Origin of the sequence: Arthrobacter nitrophenolicus, assembly GCF_000332815.1 — a bacterium.
In the GTDB taxonomy this organism is placed as follows: Bacteria; Actinomycetota; Actinomycetes; order Actinomycetales; family Micrococcaceae; genus Arthrobacter; species Arthrobacter nitrophenolicus.
In genome coordinates this window covers 21359-44885 of sequence record NZ_AOFD01000018.1, presented here as the reverse complement: position 1 = coordinate 44885, position 23527 = coordinate 21359, and the positions used below count along the sequence as shown (strand labels likewise).

At 66.8% G+C, this 23527-nt stretch carries 13 protein-coding genes and 4 pseudogenes; 5 read left to right on the top strand and 12 right to left on the bottom strand.

The window, feature by feature from the left end; all coding sequences use genetic code 11:
* Nucleotides 1–15: 15 nt before the first annotated feature.
* From uvrA to G205_RS08560, 5 genes and pseudogenes are all read right to left on the bottom strand, one after another.
* A complete protein-coding gene (uvrA, locus tag G205_RS08580) occupies nucleotides 16–2940 on the bottom strand; it encodes an excinuclease ABC subunit UvrA (RefSeq protein ID WP_009357649.1) in 2925 nt (974 codons plus the stop codon).
* Between the two features lie 49 nt (nucleotides 2941–2989).
* Complete coding sequence (locus G205_RS08575) at nucleotides 2990–3370, bottom strand: GntR family transcriptional regulator (protein WP_009357648.1); 381 nt, start codon at nucleotides 3368–3370, stop codon at nucleotides 2990–2992.
* Nucleotides 3367–5086: pseudogene (locus G205_RS08570) on the bottom strand (ABC transporter ATP-binding protein). Before G205_RS08570 ends, G205_RS08575 begins: the two are co-directional and overlap by 4 nt.
* A gap of 89 nt (nucleotides 5087–5175) precedes the next feature.
* Nucleotides 5176–6933: an ABC transporter ATP-binding protein gene (locus G205_RS08565; RefSeq protein ID WP_009357646.1), complete on the bottom strand. Its 1758-nt coding sequence runs from the start codon at nucleotides 6931–6933 to the stop codon at nucleotides 5176–5178.
* Between the two features lie 157 nt (nucleotides 6934–7090).
* Entirely contained in the window at nucleotides 7091–7867 is a 777-nt protein-coding gene (locus tag G205_RS08560; RefSeq protein WP_009357645.1) for a trans-aconitate 2-methyltransferase, read from the bottom strand.
* 97 nt (nucleotides 7868–7964) lie between these two features.
* Between G205_RS08560 and G205_RS08555 the strand changes: the two genes are divergently transcribed.
* The 3 genes and pseudogenes from G205_RS08555 to G205_RS08545 all read left to right on the top strand — a co-directional run bounded on the left by G205_RS08555 (nucleotide 7965) and on the right by G205_RS08545 (nucleotide 12377).
* Nucleotides 7965–10505 (top strand): DEAD/DEAH box helicase, encoded by a 2541-nt coding sequence (locus G205_RS08555; RefSeq protein ID WP_009357644.1) that lies wholly within the window; start codon nucleotides 7965–7967, stop codon nucleotides 10503–10505.
* 51 nt (nucleotides 10506–10556) lie between these two features.
* Nucleotides 10557–11072, top strand: coding sequence for a GNAT family N-acetyltransferase (locus G205_RS08550; protein WP_035752535.1), 516 nt, complete (start codon nucleotides 10557–10559; stop codon nucleotides 11070–11072).
* Nucleotides 11065–12377 (top strand): annotated as a pseudogene (locus tag G205_RS08545) (alpha/beta fold hydrolase). The gene G205_RS08550 and the pseudogene G205_RS08545 overlap by 8 nt, the downstream one beginning before the upstream one ends.
* Here the strand turns inward: G205_RS08545 and G205_RS08540 are convergent.
* The 4 genes from G205_RS08540 to coaE all read right to left on the bottom strand — a co-directional run bounded on the left by G205_RS08540 (nucleotide 12363) and on the right by coaE (nucleotide 18490).
* Nucleotides 12363–13727, bottom strand: coding sequence for an MFS transporter (locus G205_RS08540; RefSeq protein WP_009357642.1), 1365 nt, complete (start codon nucleotides 13725–13727; stop codon nucleotides 12363–12365). The pseudogene G205_RS08545 and the gene G205_RS08540 sit on opposite strands and share 15 nt — an antisense overlap.
* A gap of 107 nt (nucleotides 13728–13834) precedes the next feature.
* Nucleotides 13835–14863 (bottom strand): TerC family protein, encoded by a 1029-nt coding sequence (locus G205_RS08535; RefSeq protein ID WP_035752533.1) that lies wholly within the window; start codon nucleotides 14861–14863, stop codon nucleotides 13835–13837.
* A 219-nt stretch (nucleotides 14864–15082) separates the two neighbouring features.
* The gene (gene uvrB, locus G205_RS08530; protein WP_009357639.1) at nucleotides 15083–17182 is read right to left on the bottom strand and encodes an excinuclease ABC subunit UvrB; all 2100 of its coding nucleotides are present in this window, start codon (nucleotides 17180–17182) and stop codon (nucleotides 15083–15085) included.
* A 78-nt stretch (nucleotides 17183–17260) separates the two neighbouring features.
* Nucleotides 17261–18490, bottom strand: coding sequence for a dephospho-CoA kinase (coaE, locus tag G205_RS08525; protein ID WP_035752550.1), 1230 nt, complete (start codon nucleotides 18488–18490; stop codon nucleotides 17261–17263).
* An 80-nt stretch (nucleotides 18491–18570) separates the two neighbouring features.
* Between coaE and G205_RS08520 the strand changes: the two are divergent.
* Nucleotides 18571–19277 (top strand): annotated as a pseudogene (locus G205_RS08520) (IMPACT family protein).
* Nucleotides 19261–19794, top strand: coding sequence for a GNAT family N-acetyltransferase (locus G205_RS08515; RefSeq protein ID WP_009357637.1), 534 nt, complete (start codon nucleotides 19261–19263; stop codon nucleotides 19792–19794). The pseudogene G205_RS08520 and the gene G205_RS08515 overlap by 17 nt, the downstream one beginning before the upstream one ends.
* 66 nt (nucleotides 19795–19860) lie before the next feature.
* Here the strand turns inward: G205_RS08515 and rpsA are convergent, their stop codons facing one another.
* The 3 genes and pseudogenes from rpsA to G205_RS08500 form a co-directional block, all read right to left on the bottom strand.
* Entirely contained in the window at nucleotides 19861–21336 is a 1476-nt protein-coding gene (gene rpsA / locus G205_RS08510; RefSeq protein ID WP_009357636.1) for a 30S ribosomal protein S1, read from the bottom strand.
* Between the two features lie 208 nt (nucleotides 21337–21544).
* Nucleotides 21545–22842: pseudogene (locus tag G205_RS08505) on the bottom strand (GNAT family N-acetyltransferase).
* 60 nt (nucleotides 22843–22902) lie between these two features.
* A complete protein-coding gene (locus G205_RS08500; protein WP_009357634.1) occupies nucleotides 22903–23514 on the bottom strand; it encodes a GyrI-like domain-containing protein in 612 nt (203 codons plus the stop codon).
* Between the last annotated feature and the right edge of the window lie 13 nt (nucleotides 23515–23527).

Here is a 23527-nt window from a genome sequence, read left to right as displayed (position 1 = left end):
AATATTTCTCCCGCTCTAGCCCAGGATTTCGGCGAGGAACGTGGCCGTATGGCTGGTGGTGGACGTTGCCACCTGCTCCGGCGTGCCGGTGGCGACAATCTGCCCGCCGCCGGACCCGCCGTCCGGGCCGAGGTCCACGATCCAGTCCGCGCTTTTGATGACGTCCAGGTTGTGCTCGATGGTGATAACGGTGTTGCCCTTGTCCACCAGGCCCTGCAGGACCAGCAGCAGCTTGCGGATGTCCTCGAAGTGCAGGCCCGTGGTGGGTTCATCCAGCACGTACACGCTCCGGCCGTTGGACCGCTTCTGCAGCTCTGCCGCCAGCTTGACGCGCTGCGCCTCACCGCCGGAGAGGGTGGTGGCCGGCTGGCCGAGCCTGACGTAGCCCAGGCCCACGTCCACCAGGGTGTTCAGGTGCCGTGCGATGGGCGAGAACGCAGCGAAGAATTCCGCGGCCTCCTCGATGGGCATGTTGAGGACCTCGGCGATGGTCTTGCCCTTGTAGTGCACCTCCAGAGTTTCCCGGTTGTACCGGGCCCCGTGGCAGACCTCGCAGGGGACGTAGACGTCCGGCAGGAAGTTCATCTCGATCTTGAGTGTGCCGTCGCCGGAGCAGGCCTCGCAGCGCCCGCCCTTGACGTTGAAGGAGAACCGGCCGGGAAGGTAGCCGCGGACCTTGGCTTCAGTGGTCTCGGCGAAGAGCTTGCGGATGTTGTCGAAAACGCCCGTGTAGGTGGCGGGGTTGGAGCGCGGGGTGCGCCCGATGGGGCTCTGGTCCACGTGGACCACCTTGTCCAGGTGCTCAAGGCCCTGGACGGTCTTGTGGCGTCCTGCCACCTGCTTGGCGCCGTTGAGCTTGTTGGCCAGCACCTTGTACAGGATCTCGTTCACCAGGGTGGATTTGCCGGAACCGCTCACCCCGGTCACCGCGGTAAAGAGCCCCAGCGGGAATGCCGCGTCAACGTTGTTGAGGTTGTTCTCGCGGGCACCCACCACCTTGAGCTCGCGCTTCTTGTCGTATTTGCGCCGCTTCTTGGGAACATCGATGCTCTTGCGTCCGGACAGGTAGTCGCCGGTCAGGGACGCGGTGTTCTCCAGGAGCTCCTTGTAGGAACCGGAGTGCACCACCTGGCCGCCGTGCTCACCGGCGCCGGGTCCGATGTCGACGATCCAGTCGGCGACGTGGATGGTGTCCTCGTCGTGCTCCACCACGATCAGGGTGTTGCCCATGTCGCGGAGCCGGGTGAGGGTGTCGATGAGCCGCCGGTTGTCGCGCTGGTGCAGGCCGATGGACGGCTCGTCCAGGACATAGAGCACGCCCACCAGGCCGGAACCGATCTGGGTGGCCAGCCGGATGCGCTGCGCCTCGCCGCCCGACAGCGTGGCGGACGGGCGCTCGAGGTTCAGGTACTCCAGCCCAACGTCCAGGAGGAACGTCAGGCGCGCCTGGATTTCCTTGAGGACCTGGTGCGCGATCTGGGCTTCGCGGCCGGTCAGGACGAGGTTGTCCAGGAACGCGGCGCAGTCACGCATTGGAAGGGCAGCAACTTCGGCAATAGACTTGCCGTTGATGAGCACGGACAGGGACGCAGGATTCAGGCGCGCACCGTTGCAGGCAGGGCAGGGAATCTGCCGCATGTACTCCTCATACCGGTCGCGTGCCCAGTCGGAGTCGGTTTCGCCGTGCTTGCGGTGAACGTACTGGATGGCACCTTCGAATCCGGTGCTGTACTTGCGTTCCCGGCCGAAGCGGTTGCGGTACTGAACCACCACTTTGTGGTCCTTGCCGTGCAGGACGGTCTGGCGGACGTCCTTGCCCAGTTTCTCCCACGGGGTGTCCATCGAGAATCCGAGTTCCTTCGCCAGGCCCTCGAGGAGCCGGTTCCAGTATTCGGTGGTGGCAGTTCCCATCGACCAGGGGGCAATGGCGCCCTCGGACAGCGAGAGCTCCGGGTTCGGAACGATCAATTCCTCGTCCACTTCGAGCTTGGTGCCGATGCCGCTGCAGGCCGCGCACGCGCCGAAGGGGTTGTTGAAGGAGAAGGACCGGGGCTCGATCTCGTCGATGGCCAGCGGATGCTCATTTGGGCAGGCGAGGTTCTCGGAGAACGCGCGGATGCGTCCGGGATCATCTGCTTCAAGGTCCACGAACTCCGCCAGGACGCGGCCCTCAGCCAGCCCCAGCGCGGTTTCGATGGAGTCCGTGAGCCGCTGGCTGATGCCCTCCTTGACCACCAGCCGGTCCACCACCACCTCGATGGTGTGCTTGAACTGCTTGCCCAGCTTGGGCGGATCGCTCAGCTGGATGAGGTCGCCGTCCACCCGCGCCCGGGAGTAGCCCTTGGCGCTGAGTTCCTTGAAGAGGTCCACGAACTCGCCCTTGCGCCCGCGCACCACCGGGGCAAGGACCTGGAAGCGGGTGCCTTCGTCCAGCTCGAGCAGCTGGTCGACGATCTGCTGCGGTGTCTGCTTGGCAACGGGCTCGCCGCAGACTGGGCAGTGCGGCCGGCCCACGCGTGCCCAAAGAAGGCGCATGTAGTCGTAGATCTCGGTGATGGTGCCAACGGTGGAGCGCGGGTTCTTGCTGGTGGACTTCTGGTCGATGGAAACGGCCGGTGACAGGCCTTCGATGAAGTCGACGTCCGGCTTGTCCACCTGGCCGAGGAACTGGCGGGCGTACGCGGAGAGCGATTCAACGTAGCGGCGCTGGCCTTCGGCGAAGATCGTGTCGAACGCCAGCGAGGACTTGCCCGAGCCTGACAGGCCGGTGAAGACGATCATCGCATCGCGCGGCAGGTCCAGGTCCACGTTCCGCAGGTTGTGTTCGCGGGCGCCCTTCACCACCAGCCGTGACAGGTCGTGGCGCTGCACGATGCCGGTGGAGGGCTCGGTGACGGAGGTGGGTTCGATGGCGGTTTCTTCAGCTAAGGCTTTAGGCACCCAATAATGCTAATCGAAAACTTCTTCGAAGCCGCCACCCGCCAAGGCCCTAGCCGGCGTCGTAGGCTGCCGCCAGCAGCTTCACGGCTTCGGCAAACGTTGCCCCCTGCGACTTGGCGGCTTCGGCGTAGGCAGCGGCGGCCGCGGAGAGCCCGCTGAGACGTTCATCACGTGCGCTGACCACGGTCCCGTTCCGGCCGCGGGTTGCCACGACGCCGGCCGCCTCCAGCTCCTTGTACGCCCGCGCCACCGTGTGCGGGGCCACGTCGAGGCTTTCGGCCAGGACCCGGACGGCGGGGAGCCTCGTGCCCGGGGGCAGCGCACCGCTGTCGGCCAGGTGGATGATGCGGAGCCTTAGTTGCTCGTACAGCGCTACTGTGCTGGCGGTGTTGGGCTTCCAGGTCCCGGGGAAGTCGGGGACAGACCTCACCGGCCCGCCTCGAGTACCCCGGCGCGGCCTGGACGGGCAGCAAACTGGGCGTAGTAGAGCCGGGCGTAGTAGCTGTTGGCCGCCAGGAGGTTCTGGTGCGTGCCCTGCTCGACGATGCGTCCGTGGTCCATGACCAAAATTAGATCAGCGTTCCGTACGGTGGCCAAACGGTGGGCAATCACGAAACTGGTCCGGCCCTGCCTCAGCTGCTGTGTGGCCTGCCGGATCAGCAGTTCGGTCCTGGAGTCCACGGAGCTCGTTGCCTCGTCCAGGACCAGGACAGCGCGGCCTGCCAGCTGCGCCCGGGCAATGGTGACGAGCTGGCGCTGGCCCCGGCTGAGGGGTTCACCCCCGTCCTCGAGCACGGTGTCGTATCCGTCCGGCAGTGCCCGGACAAAACGGTCAACATGGCTGGCCTCTGCCGCGGCGAGGATGCCGGCCTCGGTGGCGCCCGGCAGGCCGTAGGCGATGTTCTCGCGGATGGTGCCCCCGAACAGCCAGGCGTCCTGGAGCACCACGCCGAACTGTGCACGCAGCCGGTCCCGGTCCATCAAGCGGTATCGGTTCCGCCGATGGTGATCCGGCCCGAGGTTGGGTCATAGAAACGCATCAGGAGGTTCACCACCGTGGTTTTCCCTGCTCCGGTGTGGCCCACGACGGCCACCGTCTGCCCGGGCTCCACCCTGAACGAAAGGTTGCGAACGGCCGGGGACGAGCCCGGGTAGCCGAACGTCACGTCGTCGAACTCGATCGGTCCGCCGGGCGCCGGCAGTCCTGCGGCGGCGTCAGGGGCGGCAGCCTCCTCCGCTGCGTCCAGCAGGTCAAAAACGCGGGCGGCGGACGCGGCGCAGGACTGTATGACATTAAGCAGGCCGCCGATCTGTCCCACCGGCTGGGTGAAGAGCCGGCTGAACTGGATGAATGCCTGGATTCCGCCGATGGTCATGGCACCTCCTATGACCTGGAGGGCCCCGATGACGGCCACCGCGATGTAGTTCAGGTTGGACATCAGCACCATGAGCGGCTGGACGATGCCGGCTGAAAACTGGGCTTTGGTGGACGCCCGGGCCAGTCGCGAGTTGCTGCCCGCAAAAACGCCGGCTGCCCGGGACTGGTATCCGAAAGCTTTGATGACTTCATGGCCCGTGATGAATTCCTCGGCGTGCGCATTGAGCTCACCGGTTTCCGTCCATTGCCGCGCGTAATGCATCTGGGACCTGCGGGCCATGAGAACGGTGATGCAGGTGGACAGCGGCACGGTGGCGAGGGCGATGGCAGCCAGCAGCGGCGAGATCCAGAGCATCATGGCGAGCGAACCGGACAGCATCAGGACGGACATGATCAGTTGTGTCAGGAGCTGGTTCAGCGCCTGGGAGATGTTGTCGATGTCGTTGGTGGCCCTGCTCAGGAGGTCCCCGCGGGAGCTGTCGCGGTAGTAGGCGGCGGGCAGCCGGTGCAGTTTGTCCTCCACGGCAGCCCTCATGTTGTACATCAGCCCCTGGACGGAACGTGCTGTCAATGCGCCCTGGATCCAGTTGAACAGCGACGCGAAGACGTACATCACCGCCACTGCCGCGAGCAGCAGAACCAGGCGGTCCTGGTCCATGCCGCCGCCGGAGACACCATCAACCACCACATCCGTGGCGTCGCCAGGTACTTGGGCGCGGCCACGTTCAGGCCGGCGAACGCGCAGGTGGCAGCCACGGCTCCGAACATCAGCCGCCGGAACGGCCGCAGCAGCCCCAGGAGCCGCCGGGCTGTGGGCCGGAAACCTGCGTCTGCCGCGCCGGCACCGGCAGGGACTGTCACCGCGGGCCGTCCAGGGCCAGCTGCGATTCCGCGATTTCCCGGTACGTGGACGACGTCTCCAGCAGCTCCCGGTGCGTGCCCTGCGCAACCACCTGGCCGCCGTCGAGCACCAGGATCAACTCCGCACCTTCGACGGTGGAGACGCGTTCGGCCACCACAAGGGTGCTGGCGGCCGCCAGTTCGGCGTCCAGCACCTGCCGCAGCCGCGTGTCCGTGTCGTAGTCGAGGGCCGAGAAGCTGTCGTCGAAAAGGTACAGGGATGATTTGCGGAGCAGTGCACGGGCTATGCAGAGCCGTTGGCGCTGGCCCCCGGACAGCTTGGTTCCGCCCTGCCCCACGGGCGTTTCGAGGCCAAGGGGCAATTCGCTCATGAAACGCATGGTCTGCGCCTTTTCAAGGACCTCCCACAGTTCCTCGTCCGAGGCGCCGGGTGCTGCCATCCGGAGGTTTGCTGCGATGCTGCCGGAAAACAGGTGTGAGTGCTGCGGCACTATGGACATGGCGCCGCGCAGCACTTCCAGGGGCATGTCCTTGATGTTGATGCCGTCGAGTGTAATGGCGCCTTCGGTGGTGTCGAGGAAGCGCGGGACCAGGTTCAGCAGGGTGGTCTTTCCGCTGCCCGTGGATCCCACGATGGCCGTGGTGGTGCCGGGCAGCGCTGTGAAGGTGACACCGGCGAGGACAGGTGCCTCGGCCCCGGGATAGGAAAAGCCGACGCCGGTGAACTCCACGGTGCCGCCCGGCGGGACGGACCTGCCGGGCCCGTCCTGGGGCAGCGCCGGAAGGACGCGGCCGGCACGTTCCCCGGGATCCGTCACCGAAGGCTCGGTGTCCAGCACCGCGCCGATCCGTTCGGCGCACACAGCTGCCCGCGGCGCCGTCATCAGGACGTACATCGACATCATGATGGCCAGCAGGATCTGCATGATGTAGGCGATGAACGCGGTGAGCGCACCGATGTTCATCTGGCCGGCCTGGATGCGCTGCCCGCCGAACCACACGATTGCCACCGAGGACAGGTTCACCACCAGCATGATCATCGGCAGCATGGCGGCCACGAGCAGGGCCGATTGGAGGTTGTTGGCAGTGAGGCCGCCGTTGACACGGGCGAAGCGGTCCTTCTCATGCTGCTGGCGCACGAAGGCCCGGATGGTGGTTACCCCCATGATCTGCTCCCGCAGGATGCCGCCGGCATGGTCCAGCAGGTCCTGCCCCTCGCGGTACAGCGGGATGAGGCGCCGCACGATGGCGGACATGATCAGCACGAGCAGCGGCACGATGACGATGATGACGCCGGACAGTCCCACGTCCTGCTGGAGGGCAAGGATGACCCCGCCCAGGCCCATGGCAGGCCCGGCGACCAGCATCGTGAGCACCAGGAGCGCGAACGCCTGGATTTGCTGGGTGTCATTCGTTGCCCGGGTGGTGAGGCTCTGGGTACCAAAGCGGGCCACCTCGCGCGAGGACAGGGACTGGATCTTCAGGAAGATCTCCGCCCGCAGTTGCTGGCCAAGCTTCATGGCAGTGGCTGCACCGAAGTAGCCTGCTCCGATGGCCGCGGCCGCCTGCACCGCGGCAATTCCCGCCATGACAAGGCCCAGGCGGTGGATGACCGGGGTGTTGCCTGGCACGATGCCATCGTCGATGATCGCCGCATTGATGGTGGGGAGCAGGAGGTTGGCGGCGGCCTGCACCAGTTGCAGGAGGACGACGGCGGCAGCGGAACCCTTGTGCGCCATGAGCAGCCGCCCCATGAGTCGGATCAGCAACGCACCTCCAGAAGGTCGGGAAACCTGCGGGGTGGCGGCAACCGTCCCCCACCAGCCACAACGCTCATTGTAAGGCAGATCACTTACTATTTTTGTCAAACGCGTGACCGCTTCAGTAGAGCCCGCCCTGCGAGTGGACGTGCTAGTTCTTGCGCCCCACCGCGAAGATCCGGCGGAAGGGGAAGACCGTGCCGTGCCGTCCCGGCGGGTAGGCGGTGCGGAGCGCCGCGGCATACTCTGCTTCGAATTCCCTGCCCCCGTCCAGTGACAAGACGGCAAGCGCGGGGCGCAGGGCCGTGCCGCGGACCCACTCAAGGACGGGGTCATCGCCCGGCAGGACCTGCTGGTACGTGGTTTCCCAGGCATCTGCGGTGCAGCCGGCGTCGAGCAGGATGTTAAGGTAGTCCGCCGGCTCCCCCACCGATTCCCCGCCCCGCAGCACGCCGTCGAGTTCCGGTGCCCAGCGTGCCGAGGCTGCAAGGTCCCGCAGCAATGTGTGGGAGGGCGCCCCGAAGTTCCCCGGCACCTGCATGCCGAACCACGCGCCGGGACGCAGGGCGGCCAGCCACTCCCGCATCAGGTCCTGGTGCCCGGGCACCCATTGGAGGGCGGCGTTACTGACCACCACATCGGTTTCCGCCGACGGCATCCAGCCCGCGATATCGATCCGCTCGAACCTCAGGCGCGGAAGCCGGGCGGCCACGGTGCCTGCCTTGTCCAGCATTTCCGCCGACGAGTCCACGCCCACCACCTCGGCTTCCGGCCACCGCCCGGCCAGCGTGGCTGTCAGGTTTCCCGGGCCGCAGCCCAGGTCCACCACCCGTTCCGGCCGGTCCGCCATGATCCTGCCGGTGAGGTCGAAAAACGGCCGGTTCCGGTAGTCGCCAAACTGGCCGTAGATCGCCGGATCCCATTTCATAAGCTTCCCCGCTGCCTGGTTGTGTCACAGATACCGCGAAGCCTAGCCGGGCATGCGGCGGATTTCCGGGAGCACCCTGGCACTAAGCTGGAAATCAATGAAACTCGTTGACCAGATGACCGATCTGCCCCGGAACTCCTCCGCCGCCGTCGATCCCGATGACCTGTACACCCGCTTTGTCGAATGGACGGAAAGCCGCGGCCTGGCGCTGTACCCGGCGCAGGACGAGGCCATCATGGAACTGGCCACCGGCGCCAACGTCATCCTGGCCACCCCCACCGGGTCCGGAAAATCGCTGGTTGCCATCGCCGCGCATTTCCAGGCCATGGCCCAGGGCCGGCGCAGCTACTACACGGCACCCATCAAGGCGCTGGTGTCAGAGAAGTTCTTTGCCCTGTGCGACATCTTCGGTGCCGAGAACGTCGGCATGATCACCGGCGACTCCGGAGTCAACCAGGACGCACCCATCATCTGCTGCACCGCCGAGATCCTGGCAAACACGGCCCTGCGGGAGGGCGCGGCAGCCGAGCTGGGCGCCGTCATCATGGACGAGTTCCATTTCTACTCGGATCCCCAGCGCGGCTGGGCCTGGCAGGTGCCGCTGCTGGAACTGCCGCAGGCCCAGTTCCTGCTCATGTCCGCCACCCTGGGCGACGTCACCCGGTTCGAGAAAGGCCTGACAGACCTCACCGGCCGCCCCACCACCACGGTGAGTTCGGCCGAGCGGCCCATCCCGCTGCACTTCTACTACCACGAGACACCGGTGCACGAGACGCTCGAAGAGCTGCTCACCACCAAACAGGTCCCCGTCTATGTGGTCCATTTCAGCCAGATCGAGGCGATCGACCGGGCCCAGACGCTAATGAGCATCAACGTCTGCACCCGTGAGGAAAAGGACAGGATCGCGGAGCTGATCGCGAACTTCCGGTTCGCCGCCGGCTTTGGCAAGACACTTAACCGGCTGGTCCGGCACGGCATTGGCGTGCACCACGCGGGCATGCTGCCCAAGTACCGGCGCCTGGTGGAACAGCTCGCCCAGGCCGGCCTGCTCAAGGTCATCTGCGGCACCGACACCCTGGGTGTGGGGATCAACGTTCCCATCCGCACCGTCCTGCTCACCGCTTTGAGCAAGTACGACGGCGTCCGCACCCGGCTGCTCAACTCACGCGAGTTCCACCAGATCGCGGGACGTGCCGGCCGCGCGGGCTACGACACCGCCGGGACCGTGGTGGTCCAGGCCCCCGAGCACGTGACGGAAAACGTCAAGGCGATGGCGAAGGCCGTGGCAAAGTTCGGCGACGACCAGAAGAAGCTGCGCCAGGTGGTCAAGAAGAAGCCCCCCGAAGGCTTCGTGTCCTGGGGTGAACCCACCTATAAGCGCCTGGTCGAATCCGTGCCGGATCCGCTCACGTCCAGTTTCACCGTCACCCACGCCATGCTCATGAACCTCATGGAGCGGCCCGGCGATCCCTTCGCGGCGGCGCGGCGGCTCCTGACCGAGAACCACGAGCCCCGCTCCTCGCAGCTGCAGCTGATGAAGAAGGCCCTCGGCATCTACCGCGAGCTGCTGGCTGCGGAGGTGGTGGAACGGATCCCGGCGGACCAGCAGGAAGCGGACGGCCGCAGCGTCCGCCTCACCGTCCACCTGCAGCCGAACTTCGCGCTCAACCAGCCGCTCTCCCCCTTCGCACTTGCTGCGCTGGAGCTCCTTGACCCGGAGTCGCCGTCGTACGCCCTGGACGTTGTGTCCGTGATCGAGGCGACGCTGGAAAAGCCCCGCCAGATCCTCTCCGCGCAGCAGAAGAAGGCGCGGGGCGAAGCCGTGGCCGCCATGAAGGCGGACGGCATCGACTACGACCAGCGGATGGCGATGCTGGAGGAGGTCACCTATCCGCAGCCGCTCGCGGACATCCTCGGGGAAGCCTTCGAGGTCTACCGGAAGGCGGCCCCCTGGGTGGGCGACTTTGAACTGGCGCCCAAGTCCGTGGTGCGGGACATGTACGAACGCGCCATGAACTTCGGTGAGTTCGTGCAGTTCTACGGGCTGGCCCGCTCGGAAGGCATCGTGCTGCGGTACCTTGCGGACGCCTTCAAGGCACTCCGGCAGACCGTGCCGCAGGACATGCTGCGGGAGGACCTCGAAGACCTCACCGCCTGGCTCGGCGAAATGGTGCGCCAGGTGGACTCGAGCCTCCTGGATGAATGGGAGGAACTGGCGTCCGGGGCCATGCCCACCCCGCACGACGCACCGCCGCCTCCCCCGCCGTCGCTCACCTCGAACATCCGGGCCTTCCGCGTGATGGTCCGCAACGAGATGTTCCGCCGCGTTGAACTGTTCGCTGACGAGGACGCGGCGGCCCTGGGCGAACTGGATGCTGGTTCGGGCTGGGACCGGGACCGGTGGGAAGACGCCCTGGACGACTACTTCGACGAGCATGACGACATTGGGACCGGTCCCGATGCCCGCGGCCCGGGGCTGCTCATCATCACGGAGGAAGCCGGCCTGTGGAAGGTGCGGCAAATCTTCGACGATCCTGCCCGGAACCATGACTGGGGCATCTCCGCCGAGGTGGACCTGGCCGCGTCGGACGAAACCGGAACCGCCGTGGTGCGGGTCACGGACGTCAACCGGCTCTGACGCAGGCATTGCCTACAGCAGGCAGAACGGGCCCGGCGGTAAGCTCGAACAATGAGTGTTATCCGCCCCGCAACCGAACACGACGTGCCCGCGATCCTTCGCATGATCCACGAACTGGCCCACTACGAGAAGGAACCGGACGCCGTCCGCAACACTCCGGAGATGCTGCGGCAGGTCCTCTTCGGTGAGAACCCGCGCGTCTTTGCCGCCATGGCCGAGAACGAGGCCGGAGACGTCCGGGGCTTCGCGCTCTGGTTCCTCAACTACTCCACCTGGGAAGGCGTGCACGGCATCTACCTGGAAGACCTGTACGTGAGCCCGGAGGCGCGCGGCGAGGGCCACGGCAAGGCCCTCCTGCAGCACCTTGCCGCCATAGCGGTGGAGAACGGCTACGCCCGGGTGGAGTGGAGCGTCCTGGACTGGAACGAGCCGTCCATCAACTTCTACCGCCGCCTGGGGGCCCGCCCGATGGACGGGTGGTCCACATTCAGGCTCACCGGTGACGCCCTCGAAAAGTTCGGCGGCGCCCCATCCGCCACCGCCGTCCCTGCAGCGGCCCATGGCTGAAGCAGGCCACGAAGTCCGTGCCCGGCACGAATTCCGGGGCATGCGCACGGTGGAGCACTACTTCACCGTGCCGCTTGACCACTCCGCACCGGACGGCGAGGCCATCACGGTCTTCGCCCGGGAGTATGTCTCGGCATCCCACAGCGCGGATTCGGCGCAGAACCTGCCCTGGCTGCTGTTCCTGCAGGGCGGCCCGGGCGGCCGCGGCAACAGGTTCGGCTCCCTCGGCGGTTGGGGCAAGGCTGCCGCGAAGGAGTTCCGGATCCTGATGCTGGACCAGCGCGGCACCGGGCTCTCCGCCCCCGTGGACCGCAACACCCTGCCGCTGCGCGGCACGGCGGCGGAGCAGGCTGCCTACCTGGAGCACTTCCGGCGGATGCCATCGTTGCCGACGCTGAACTGATCAGGAAGGCACTCGGTTCGGGACCCTGGACAGTGTTCGGCCAGAGTTACGGCGGTTTCTGTGCGCTGACCTACCTGTCCTTTGCCCCCGGCGGACTGAAGGAGGTCCTCATCACCGGCGGACTGGCGCCCCTGACCGGCCCCGCCGACGACGTCTACCGGGCCACCTTCCAGCGGGTGGCGGCGCGCAACGCCGAGTACTTCAGCTGGTACCCGGAAGACCGCACCATGCTGGAGCGGATCGCAGGCCACCTGCGGACCACGCCGGAGTTCCTGCCCGACGGCGGCCCCCTCACCGTGGAGCGTCTCCAGATGCTGGGCGCGTTCCTGGGCGGCAACACCAGGGTGGACAGCCTGCACTACCTGCTGGAGGACGCCTTCACCGAAACCGCCGCGGGGCCGAGGCTCTCCGACCCGTTCCTTGACCAGATGCAGGGCATCGTCTCGCGCCGGTCCAACCCGCTCTATGCCCTGATGCATGAATCCATCTACGCGCAGGGCCAGGCAACCGACTGGTCGGCATGGCGCGTCCTGGCGGAGTACCCGGAATTCCGCCCCCACGCGGACCCGCTGCTGCTCACCGGCGAGATGGTCTACCCCTGGTACTTCGAGCAGGATCCTGCCCTCCAGCCCCTCCGCGAGGTGGCCGGGCTGCTCGCCGCGAAACAGGACTGGCGCCCGCTCTACGATGTCCGGCAGCTTGCCGCCAACCGGGTGCCGGTGGCGGCGGCCGTCTATTCCGAGGACATCTACGTGGACCGGAAGCTGTCCCTGGAAACGGCCGCCGCGGTCCGCGGGCTCGAGGTCTGGGAAACCGGCGATTTCCACCACGACGGCATTGCCGATGACGGTGAAGGGATTTTCAGCCGCCTGCTGGGAATGGCGAGGTCAGGCCGCCGCTGACGCCCGGCGCCCCGCCAAGCGGGTCACGAAGGCTGCGGCCAGGACGAGGGCGCCCACCACTCCGCCCAGCATGTTCAGCCCCAGGTAGCCGGTCCAGCCGAGCACCAGGCCGGAGACCGCGCCCCCTACTGCCCCCGCCGCGCCCATCAGCATGTCCGAGACGCCCTGCACCACCACACGGGATTCCTGTCCGACGCTCTCGGCCAGCAGGGTGGACCCGGAGACGGTCGCGGCGGACCAGCCCATGCCCAGCAGCACCAGGCCGACGGCGACGGCGGCCGTGGATCCCTGTCCAAATCCCGCCACAAGGACAGCGGTGATCAGCAGCATGCAGCCGATCATCACGGTCTCGGTCCGGCCCGCCTTGTCCGTCAGCCAGCCCATGACCGGAGACAGTGCGAACATGCCGGCGATGTGCAGGGAAATAGTGAAGCCGATGATGACCAGCACATCGCCGGACGCCGTATGGCCGGCGTGGGATGCCGCGGGTCCTTCCACGAGGTGCTGCAGGTGCAGCGGAGTCATGGACATAACGCCCACCATGACGGCGTGGGCCCCGACGACGGCGGCGACAGCCAGGAGGGCCATGCGGGAGCCGCGGATTGCCTGCAGTCCGCGCTTGAGCGATCCCGGCGGCCTCGAGGTGCCAGGGTGCGCAGGCTGCTGCCCCGGCTGCCGGGTCGTCCCGGGTCCCGGTGCCGCCGCAGCGGCGGAGGCGAGGTCACGGGCAAGCAGGAGCGGGTCCGGCCGGAGCCCGGCAAGCACCAGTGCGCAGGCGATCAGGAGGCCGGCCCCGGAAATCACGAACGGCCCGGCGATGGGCGGCAGGCCCACGGCCTGGCCCACAACGGTGCCGGGCTGGATGAGGTTAGGCCCGGCAACGGCCCCTACGGTCACTGCCCAGACGACGGTGGACAGGGCCCTGCCCCGATGTTCGGCATCTGCGAGGTCCACGGCGGCGAACCTGGCCTGCAGGTTCGCGGCGGTCCCCACTCCAATGCCCGCGGCGCCCAGCACGAGCAGGACAAAGATCCCGGTGACCACGGCCAGGACCATCAGCACCGTGCCAGCCAGGGCGGCGGAGAGGCCGGCCAGCTGGCCCATCCGCCGGCCCCTGCGGTCCGCCAGCGAGGCGAGCGGCAGGGCGGCCAGTGCCGCCCCGAGGGTCATGACCGTCGCCACGGCGCCCGCCCACGCGCTGGAGCCGGACAGTTCAACGGCGAGGATCGAACCAATGGACACTGTTGCCCCCGTGCCGATTCCGCCAAAGACCTGGGCGGCGGCCAGCAGGGCGACGGTGCGCCGCTGCACCCGCCGCACATCGTCGTCGGTCATCACCGTGGGGGCCATGGACAGAGCATAGTCCCCGGCGGCGGCCTCCCAAAGGGGTAATTAAAGAGCAGCAGTCCCGGCCGCTCGCGTGGCCGGGACTGCTGCTGATATTGGGCTGGGAGACGTTAGTCGACGTCGCTGTGGCTCTTGCGGGCGTCTTCTTCCAGGCGCGGATCCAGGTGCGCCACCTTGGCCTTGGAGCTGACCAGGCTGGCGATCACCGCGATGATGATGGTGCCGACAATGACGGCCAGGGACACGAACGTGGGGATCTCGGGAGCCCATTCGATGTGCTGGCCGCCGTTGATGAACGGCAGCTCGTTGACGTGCATGGCGTGCAGCACGAGCTTGACGCCGATGAACGCCAGGATGAAGGACAGCGCGTGCTTCAGGTAGATCAGGCGGTTCATCAGGCCGCCCAGCAGGAAGTACAGCTGGCGAAGGCCCATGAGGGCGAACAGGTTGGCGGTGAACACGATGAACGGGCTCTGCGTCAGGCCGAAGATGGCCGGGATGGAGTCCACCGCGAACAGCAGGTCCGTGAGGCCGATGGTGATGAACACGATCAGCATGGGGGTGAAGACCTTCTTGCCGTTCACCGTGGTGCGGAGCTTGCCGCCGTCGAACTTCTCCGACATCGGGATGACCTTGCGGATCTTGGCAATGAGCGGGTTTTCCCGGTCTTCCTCGTCTTCGCCCTCGTCCTGGGCCTGCTTCCATGCGGTCCACAGCAGGAACGCGCCGAAGATGTAGAACACCCAGCTGAACTGCTCGATGACGATGGCGCCGAGCAGGATGAAGATGCCACGCAGGATGAGCGCGATGATGATGCCCACCATCAGCACTTCCTGCTGGTACTTCCGGGGCACCGAGAACCTGGCCATGATGATGATGAACACGAACAGGTTGTCGATGCTGAGGCTGTACTCCGTCACCCAGCCGGCAACGAACTGGCCGCCGTATTCAGGGCCGGTGAAGGCGAACATGGCCCCGGCGAAGACCAGGGCGAGGGTGACGTAGAAGGCCACCCACAATCCGGCTTCCTTCATGGAGGGCTCGTGGGGACGGCGGACCACCAGCAGGAGGTCGATGAGGAGGATCAGGCCGAGGACGACAAAGGAGCCGACCTCGAACCACACGGGCAATTCGAGCACAGGGTAGCCTTTCGCAGGGTACAGAGATGCAGTGTAAGTCTCTCCGGCCTGCCAGTGCACTTGGTGCTGATGCGGCGGCCCGCTACGCCCGGCGGGGCAACCATGCCCTGCGTGTTGACGATCGTAGCGCTCGGGATACTCCCCTACGTGACCTTAACTGTACATGAGCCGGGAGCGTTGCCGCTCCCGGCTTACGTTGGGTGTCGCCCGGGCGACGGGTCAGGCGTGCCCCGCCGCCTGCATCTGGCGCAGTTCCTTCTTCAGTTCGCTGACCTCGTCGCGGATCCGGGCGGCCACCTCGAACTGCAGTTCCGCAGCGGCCCCGTGCATCTGCTCGGTGAGCTGCTCGATGAGCCCCACCAGGTCCTCAGCAGGCGCAGCAGCCAGTCCGTCGGCGCGGACCTGCGCTGATGCCTTGGCTCCGGACTTGCTGCGCTTGGCACCCTTGGCCAGCCTGTTATTGTTCAGGAGTTCCTGGGTGTCGGCGTCTTCCCGGGCCAGTTGGTCGGTGATGTCCGCGATCTTCTTCCGCAGCGGCTGGGGGTCCACGCCGTGCTCGGTGTTGTAGGCCACCTGGATGGCGCGGCGCCGGTTGGTTTCATCGATGGCGCTGGCCATGGAATCGGTAATCCGGTCCGCGTACATGTGGACCTGGCCGGACACGTTACGCGCTGCGCGGCCGATGGTCTGGATCAGGGACGTGGAGGACCGCAGGAAGCCTTCCTTGTCCGCGTCCAGGATGCTCACCAGGGACACCTCCGGAAGGTCCAGGCCTTCCCGGAGCAGGTTGATGCCCACCAGGACATCGAAGCTGCCCAGCCGGAGCTCGCGCAGCAGCTCGACGCGCCGGAGCGTATCGACGTCGGAGTGCAGGTACTCCACCTTCACACCGTGGCTCAGGAGGTAATCCGTGAGGTCTTCCGCCATGCGCTTGGTCAGCGTGGTGACCAGGACGCGCTCGTCCTTCTCCACGCGTGTCCTGATCTCGCCCAGGAGGTCGTCGATCTGGCCCTTGGTGGGCTTGACGATGACCTCCGGATCCACCAAGCCGGTGGGCCGGATGATCTGCTGGACGAAGCCGTCCGCCTTGCCGAGCTCGTATTTACCGGGCGTGGCGGACAGGTAGACGGTCTGGCCGATCCGCTCCAGGAACTCGTCCCATTTCAGCGGCCGGTTGTCCATGGCGGAAGGCAACCGGAATCCGTGGTCCACCAGGGTCCGCTTGCGGGACATGTCGCCTTCGTACATAGCACCGATCTGCGGGATGGTCACGTGGGATTCGTCCACCACCAGCAGGAAGTCGTCCGGGAAGTAGTCCAGGAGGCAGTGCGGGGCGGATCCTCCGGCGCGGCCGTCGATGTGGCGGGAGTAGTTCTCGATGCCGTTGCAGAAGCCCATCTGCTGCATCATTTCGAGGTCGTAGGCTGTGCGCATCCGCAGGCGCTGCGCTTCCACCAGCTTGTTCTGCCCCTCCAGGACGGCCAGCCGTTCGGCCAGCTCGTCCTCGATGGACTTGATGGCGCGGCTCATGCGTTCCGGGCCGGCCACATAGTGCGACGCCGGAAAGACGTACATTTCCGTTTCCTCGCGGATGACTTCGCCGGTGACGGGGTGCAGGGTGTAGATGTTCTCCACTTCGTCCCCGAAGAACTCGATCCGGAGCGCGAGTTCCTCGTACATCGGGATGATTTCGACCGTGTCGCCGCGCACCCGGAACGTGCCGCGGTGGAAGTCCATGTCATTGCGCGCATACTGCATGGAGACGAACTTGCGCAGCAGCACATCCCGGTTCATCTCCTGTCCCTTGCGGAGCGTGACCATGCCGGCGATGTACTCTTCCGGCGTGCCCAGGCCGTAGATGCAGGAGACCGTGGCCACCACCACAACGTCCCGGCGGGTCAGCAGCGCATTGGTGGCGGAGTGCCGGAGGCGCTCCACTTCCTCATTGATGGACGAGTCCTTCTCGATGAAGGTGTCCGTCTGGGGAACGTACGCCTCAGGCTGGTAGTAGTCGTAGTAGGAGACGAAGTACTCCACCGCATTGTTGGGCAGCAGCTCCCGGAACTCGTTGGCCAGCTGCGCGGCGAGGGTCTTGTTCTGGACCATCACCAGGGTGGGGCGCTGGACCTGCTCGATGAGCCAAGCGGTGGTGGCGCTCTTGCCGGTGCCGGTGGCGCCGAGCAGCACCACGTCCTTCTCGCCGTTGTTGATGCGCTCCGTCAGCTCCGCGATGGCGGCCGGCTGGTCACCCGCAGGCTTGAACTCGCTGATGACCTCAAACGGCGCTACAACACGGTTAATATCCTGCGCAAGGCTCATGGATCTAATCTACAACCGGGCACCGACAGAACGGGCCGAGTCCGTTACGGGCGAACAGGGCAGCGGGTGGCGCAGGTTTCAGGACGCGTACGACGGCGGCTGCCACCCTGCGCTTTCGGCCCACCGTTCCATGGGTTCTTCGGCATTCCGGAACCACTCCTCCTTGGCCTCCGCGTAGCCTTCGGTGGTTGGGTCGCCTGCATGCTCTTCGGCCAGCCGCCGCTTGAGTGCCAGGTAACCGGCGGCGGCGTCCGGATCGGCGCGCAGCCAGTCCCGGAAGCACAGGGCGAACCGCCATCCGGGCGACCCCGCAGGCCGCACATGCAGGTTGACGTCGCGGCCGGGGTCGGCGCTGGCATGGAACCGCTTGTACCAGTCCTCCGGCCGCGGATGGCCCGGCTTGGGGGCATCTGCGGAACTGCCCGGAACGAAGGGGAACCCGGCGGCGGACAGGATCGGGGCCAGGGTGTCTGCTGCGGCAAGGTCAGGGACGGCGAGCTGGAGGTCGATGACGTCCTTGGCGTCGAGGCCCGGCACTGACGTCGAACCGATGTGCTCCAGGCTGAGGCCGTTGACGTCCACCTCCTCCTGGCGGGCAAGGGCGGCATGGATCCGGGCCACGATGCGCCGTGCCTCCTGCGGCCATTCCGGGCGGGACGGGAGCAGGACGGGTCCGCCTTGCCGGGCGGCGCGGACCCCTTGTGCGATGTTCAGCGCAAAGGGCTGCAGGCGTCCTTTCCAGAGCCGGTCCACCTGCTCCAGCAGTTCCGCGACGCTGCCCGAATTGTCCAGGACCACGTCCGCGGCGGCCAGCCTGTCATCCCGGGACGCCTGGGCCTGGATGCGGGAGCGGGCGGCCTCCGCGGTCATCCCCCGGTGCTCGAGCATCCGCTGCACGCGCACGTCCTCCGGGGCGTCCACCACCACGACCAGATGGAAGTCGCCCCCCTGGCCGGTCTCCACCAGCAAGGGGATGTCCTGCACCACCACGGCGTCGTCCGCGGCGGCGGCCACGATGGCCGCGGCGCGGGACCGGACAAGCGGGTGGACAATCCCGTTGAGGGCCGCAAGCCGTTCCGGCTGCCCGAAGACCAGCGCGCCGAGACGGGCACGGTCCAGCCGTCCGCCGTCGTCGAGCATCTCCGCGCCGAACTCGGCCACGATCCTGGCCAGCCCCTCGGTACCGGGCTCCACGACTTCACGGGCCAGCGCGTCCGCGTCCACCAGGACGGCGCCCAGCTCCTCCAGCCGCGCGGCCACCATTGATTTCCCTGAGGCGATTCCGCCGGTCAACCCGATCTTCAGCACGGTTCCCACCCTATCCCCCACCGCAGCCCTACCCTCGCTGCGCTCGGCCATGGATTCCGGGCGGCGTGGGCCCACCCACCATGGCTAGACTGGGCCGGGTGCATGAGCAAGAGAGCAGGGCGGCGTCCTACACCACCCTGGCCGCGGGTCCGGACTTCCGCCACGAGCTGGAGATCAAGCGTTCGCGGTTCATCACCGTCCTCCGGCGGGCCGGCAACGAAGAGGATGCCCGGGACCTGGTGTCAGGCCTCCGCCGGGAGTTCCACGACGCCCGGCACCATTGCTCCGCGTTCATCATCGGACCGGACCGGGACATCCAGCGGTCAAATGACGACGGCGAGCCTTCCGGGACGGCCGGAATACCGATGCTGGAAGCCCTGGCCAAGAGGGAAACCGCGCCCGGGGTGGCGGATCTCAGCGACGTCAGCGCCGTTGTCGTGCGCTATTTCGGCGGCGTGCTGCTGGGAGCGGGAGGCCTGGTCCGCGCCTACTCGGAATCGGTCTCCTCAGCGCTGTCGCTGGTGCCCTGGTGCGGCGCAGCCGGCTGCGCATTTGTTCCGCGGCGGTATCCCACGCCGCAGCAGGCAGGCTGGAAAACGACCTCCGGGCCGCCGGTTTCGTAATGGCCGGGACCAGCTACGGCGCCCGGGACACGGTCCTGCGCCTGGCTGTTGCCGATAACGCCGACGCGATCGCCGCTGCAGCGGAACGGCTGCAGGTGCTGACCGCCGGCAGCGTTGAGCTGGCCCCGGAGGGAACGGAGTGGGTGGATGCGGCCCTTGCCTGACGTGTCCCTGGTGGACGTGGACGACGCCGTCATGGAGTCGCTCCTGGCCCTCGCAAAGCGGGACGCGTCACCGGACGAGGTGGCTCCCCCGCTGGGCGGGCCCGGCTGGACCCCGGAACGCACCGCATGGTTCCGCAGCTACCACCGGGCCGCGGCTGAAGGCCTGGACGGGAAGGCCGCCGAGAAATCCTGGGGCATCCTCAGCGGCGTTGACCTGGCCGGCTCTATCCGGCTTCGCCGGCTCGAGCCGGGCCACGGCGTGGCAGGCCCTGAAGAACGTGCCGTGGCTGAGACGGGGATCTGGCTGGGCAGGAGCTTCCGGTCCCGGGGCATCGGGAGTGCCGCGCTCCGCCTGGTCCTGGCCGAGGCCCGGAAGGCAGGACTGGCGCGGGTGGTCGCACGCACCCTGGCAGGCAACGGAGCGGCGCAGCATCTGCTTGCGTCGGCCGGCGGGCACCTGCAGCCCCAGGACGACGGAACTGTCCTCGCCGTCGTCGAACTTTCATCCGGCAGTTAAACGCACAATGGGCCCCTGCTTCCGCAGGGGCCATTGTGTCAGCCCGGGAATCCGGGCCGGCGGCAATTAGTTGCCGGTCAGCTTCTCGCGCAGGGCGGCAAGAGCCTCATCCGAAGCCAGGGTGCCGGCGCCGGTGTCGGCGGCAGCAGGCTCGGAGGAGTAGCTGGTGGCGCCGGAGTCGCTGTCACCGGACGTTGCAGCTGCAGCGTCGTCGGCAGCGTGCTGGGCAACCTGCTTCTTGTGTGCTTCCCAGCGGGTCTGGGCGTCAGCGTACTGCTGCTCCCAGGCGGCGCGCTGGTTCTCGTAGCCCTCGAGCCATTCGTTCGACTCGGGGTCGAAGCCCTCGGGGTACTTGTAGTTGCCCTCTTCGTCGTACTCTGCGGCCATGCCGTACAGAGCGGGATCGAATTCGGTGCTGTCGGCGTCGACGCCCTCGTTGGCCTGCTTGAGGGACAGCGAGATGCGGCGGCGCTCGAGGTCGATGTCGATGACCTTGACGAACAGCTCGTCGCCAACGGAGACAACCTGCTCGGCCAGCTCCACGTGGCGGACGGCCAGCTCGGAGATGTGGACCAGGCCTTCGATGCCGTCTTCGACGCGGACGAACGCACCGAACGGAACGAGCTTGGTGACCTTACCCGGAACAACCTGGCCCAGGGCGTGGGTGCGGGCGAAGGTCTGCCACGGGTCTTCCTGCGTAGCCTTGAGCGACAGGGAGACGCGCTCGCGGTCCAGGTCGACCTCGAGAACCTCGACGGTGACTTCCTGGCCAACCTCGACAACCTCGGACGGGTGGTCGATGTGCTTCCAGGACAGCTCGGAAACGTGAACCAGGCCGTCTACGCCGCCCAGGTCCACGAAGGCACCGAAGTTGACGATGGAGGAAACGACGCCGGGACGGACCTGGCCCTTTTCCAGCTTGTTGAGGAAGGTGGAGCGGACCTCGGACTGGGTCTGCTCGAGCCAGGCGCGGCGGGACAGCACAACGTTGTTGCGGTTCTTGTCCAGCTCGATGATCTTGGCTTCGATCTGCTGGCCGATGTACGGAGCCAGGTCGCGCACGCGGCGCATCTCGACGAGGGATGCGGGCAGGAAGCCGCGCAGGCCGATGTCGAGGATAAGACCACCCTTGACAACCTCGATGACGGTACCGGTGACAACACCGTCTTCTTCCTTGACCTTCTCGATGTCGCCCCAGGCACGCTCGTACTGAGCACGCTTCTTGGAGAGGATCAGACGGCCTTCTTTGTCTTCCTTGGTGAGCACCAGGGCTTCGACCTGATCGCCGACGGAGACAACTTCTCCGGGATCAACGTCGTGCTTGATGGACAGCTCGCGGGAGGGGATGACACCTTCGGTCTTGTAACCGATGTCGAGCAGGACTTCATCGCGGTCGACCTTGACGACGGTACCTTCGACGAGGTCTCCGTCGTTGAAGTACTTGATGGTGGCGTCGACTGCTGCGAGGAAGTCCTCAGCGGTACCGATGTCGTTAATCGCGACTACGGGGGTACCGGGCTTCTCGGTGGAGGTGATGGTCATGTAGTAGGGGCTCCGTTGTGGATAGTTAGTCGGTCAGGCAAACCGGCGCGCCCGCGCTATGGAACGCAGGCGCGATTCGCGGTGAATCCGACGGATCCTCCGGGTCATCCTGATTTTGTGGATTTTACAGAACGTGCACGTGGTACACGCCCGTTTATTCTAGTCGCAGCCGCCAACAAGGGCAAAAGCGGGCAGGTACCCCTCCCCCTCAGAAGTGGGTAAGGCAGTGCGTGGCCCGCTCCACCGCGAACATCTGGCGGGCCTGCAGCGCCGCGCCGGCACTGCTTTCGCGGATTTTCCCTGCCGCCGCCAAAGTCACCGGGCAGACACCGCCGAGGTAGATGGAGGAAAGCGCTGAGACATCCAGTGCCAGGTCCGCAGGGGTGCTTCCGGAAGGCGTTCGACGGCGGCCCGGCCGCCCTCCACTGCCAGGGCCCAGGTTCCCGCCGTGAGCCCGAGCGGGTCGTGGAGGTCCAATACCAGCCTGCCGTCCGCCGGGTAGTGCCGGGCCTCAAGGGCCGCGGCGGCGTCCAGGATCCGGAGCCAGAGCATGTCCCTGCTGTCCGAGGAGTCGATGCAGCGCGGGTCGGTGAGGGCCCAGGGCAGGGGGTCGTCAAGTGGAGCTTCGCCCCAGGTGATGCGTTCCACCAGGTCGATGGCCGCCAGGAACTGCCAGAGTTCGAGGTAGGCGTCATTCGTGGCGGCAAGCAGGTCCACCACTTCCACCGTGTAGGGCTTGGTGTCCCAGCCGAGGAACTTGTACGAGACGTAGCCGTCCACGTCGCCGCCGGGGCCGTAATGGAGCGCCACCTTGACGGCGGGGTCCTCTTTGCCTTCGTGTCCGAGTGACCCGGATGCCAGCTGCCGGTACCACTCCTGCCGTCCGATGGATCCCGGGGTAAGCCGGTGCACACGGTCGAACACCACCGGGGCCAGCTCCAGCAGGGCCTTGGGGTCGGCAACCTCCACGGAGCCGGTGGGCTGGTGCTGCAGGGTGAACCGGGTGGTGGTGTCAACCTTCACGGAACGCTCGAAGCTTGCCACCCCGTAGCCGAACCGTCCGTAGATGGACCCCTCGGAGGCCGTAAGCGCCGCCATCGCCACGCCGTCCTCCTTCGCGAGCCTGAGGTCCTCGCTCATCATCCGCCGCAGCAGGCCCCGCCTGCGGTGCGAGGTGCGCACCGTCACCGACGTGACCAGCTGCGTCTCCAGTGTCCTTCCGAAGCCGATGTTCAGGGTCTTCCGGAGAGTCGCGAACGTGGCCACGGGAACCTCGGCGGGCAGCGATCCGGGAGCCACGCTTCCGGTCTGGTAGGCGCCCGTCAGGACCCGGCCATCCACCGCGTAGGTGGCAAGGGCCTTTTCCACGTGCTCGGGCGTGCGGGTGGATTCGTGGAATCCGAAGGACACCGCCCGGGACCACGTGGCGGCTTCCTCGTAGCCGTCGTTACCTTTCGGGACCGCGCCGAAGCGCCGGATTTCATAGTTGCCGCTCAGATCGCCCATTCGTCCGAGCCTAGCCAATCCATCCGGCGTCTGACCAGCGCAAACTAAGGGCAGCCAGGGTCAGAGGAGGCGTACGGGCTGGCGCAGGATGGTCCGGAGTTTCTCCGGCGCCACCTTCCGGGGGTCGCTGAGGTAGATCTCATGGTGCGGCCCGGCGAATCCGTACCCGTGGGCGGGCATGAATTCACTGTGCAGCCGGTGCAGCACCGGCCCTTCGTCGTCATAGCTGCCGAGGTGCAGGATTTGGACCGACAGCCCCTCGTCCAGGGTCTCCAGCCGCAGCGCATCCAGCCCGGGAATCCCCTTGGCAGCCGCCTTGGCCACACCGGCCTGCAGTTCGTTGGAGCCGATCCAGCCGGGCTGCGGAACCATCATGGTCCACTTCCAGCTGTCCTTGTCGCGGGCGGTGAAGGCCCGGGGGTCGTCAGCGGTCCACAGACCTTCCAGCGGGCCCACCGCGTAGTCCCTGCCGGCGTTCTTGCTGGCGAACTTGATGGCGTAGGACACCGAGTACAGCGCTTCGAGCGCGGCGGCGTAGGCGGGGGCGGTGCCCGGGTTTCCCTGCCCGTCCACCATCAGGTACTGGAACGGCGGGACGGTGACCACCTCGAAGTCACGGGTGCGGGGCGCGTACAGCTCCTTGAACTGCTTCCGGACGTCGTATTTGTCCATCGCCCCGCCCCCG

What these genes read in the sequence shown, in the direction of transcription:
- G205_RS08550 (WP_035752535.1), top strand. Translation starts at nt 10,557, where the DNA reads ATGAGTGTTATCCGCCCCGCAACCGAACACGACGTGCCCGCGATCCTT.
- G205_RS08540 (WP_009357642.1), bottom strand. Translation starts at nt 13,727, where the DNA reads ATGGCCCCCACGGTGATGACCGACGACGATGTGCGGCGGGTGCAGCGG.
- G205_RS08555 (WP_009357644.1), top strand. Translation starts at nt 7,965, where the DNA reads ATGAAACTCGTTGACCAGATGACCGATCTGCCCCGGAACTCCTCCGCC.
- rpsA (WP_009357636.1), bottom strand. Translation starts at nt 21,336, where the DNA reads ATGACCATCACCTCCACCGAGAAGCCCGGTACCCCCGTAGTCGCGATT.
- G205_RS08560 (WP_009357645.1), bottom strand. Translation starts at nt 7,867, where the DNA reads ATGAAATGGGATCCGGCGATCTACGGCCAGTTTGGCGACTACCGGAAC.
- G205_RS08500 (WP_009357634.1), bottom strand. Translation starts at nt 23,514, where the DNA reads ATGGACAAATACGACGTCCGGAAGCAGTTCAAGGAGCTGTACGCGCCC.
- G205_RS08565 (WP_009357646.1), bottom strand. Translation starts at nt 6,933, where the DNA reads ATGGGGCGGCTGCTCATGGCGCACAAGGGTTCCGCTGCCGCCGTCGTC.
- uvrB (WP_009357639.1), bottom strand. Translation starts at nt 17,182, where the DNA reads ATGAGCCTTGCGCAGGATATTAACCGTGTTGTAGCGCCGTTTGAGGTC.
- G205_RS08515 (WP_009357637.1), top strand. Translation starts at nt 19,261, where the DNA reads ATGCGGCCCTTGCCTGACGTGTCCCTGGTGGACGTGGACGACGCCGTC.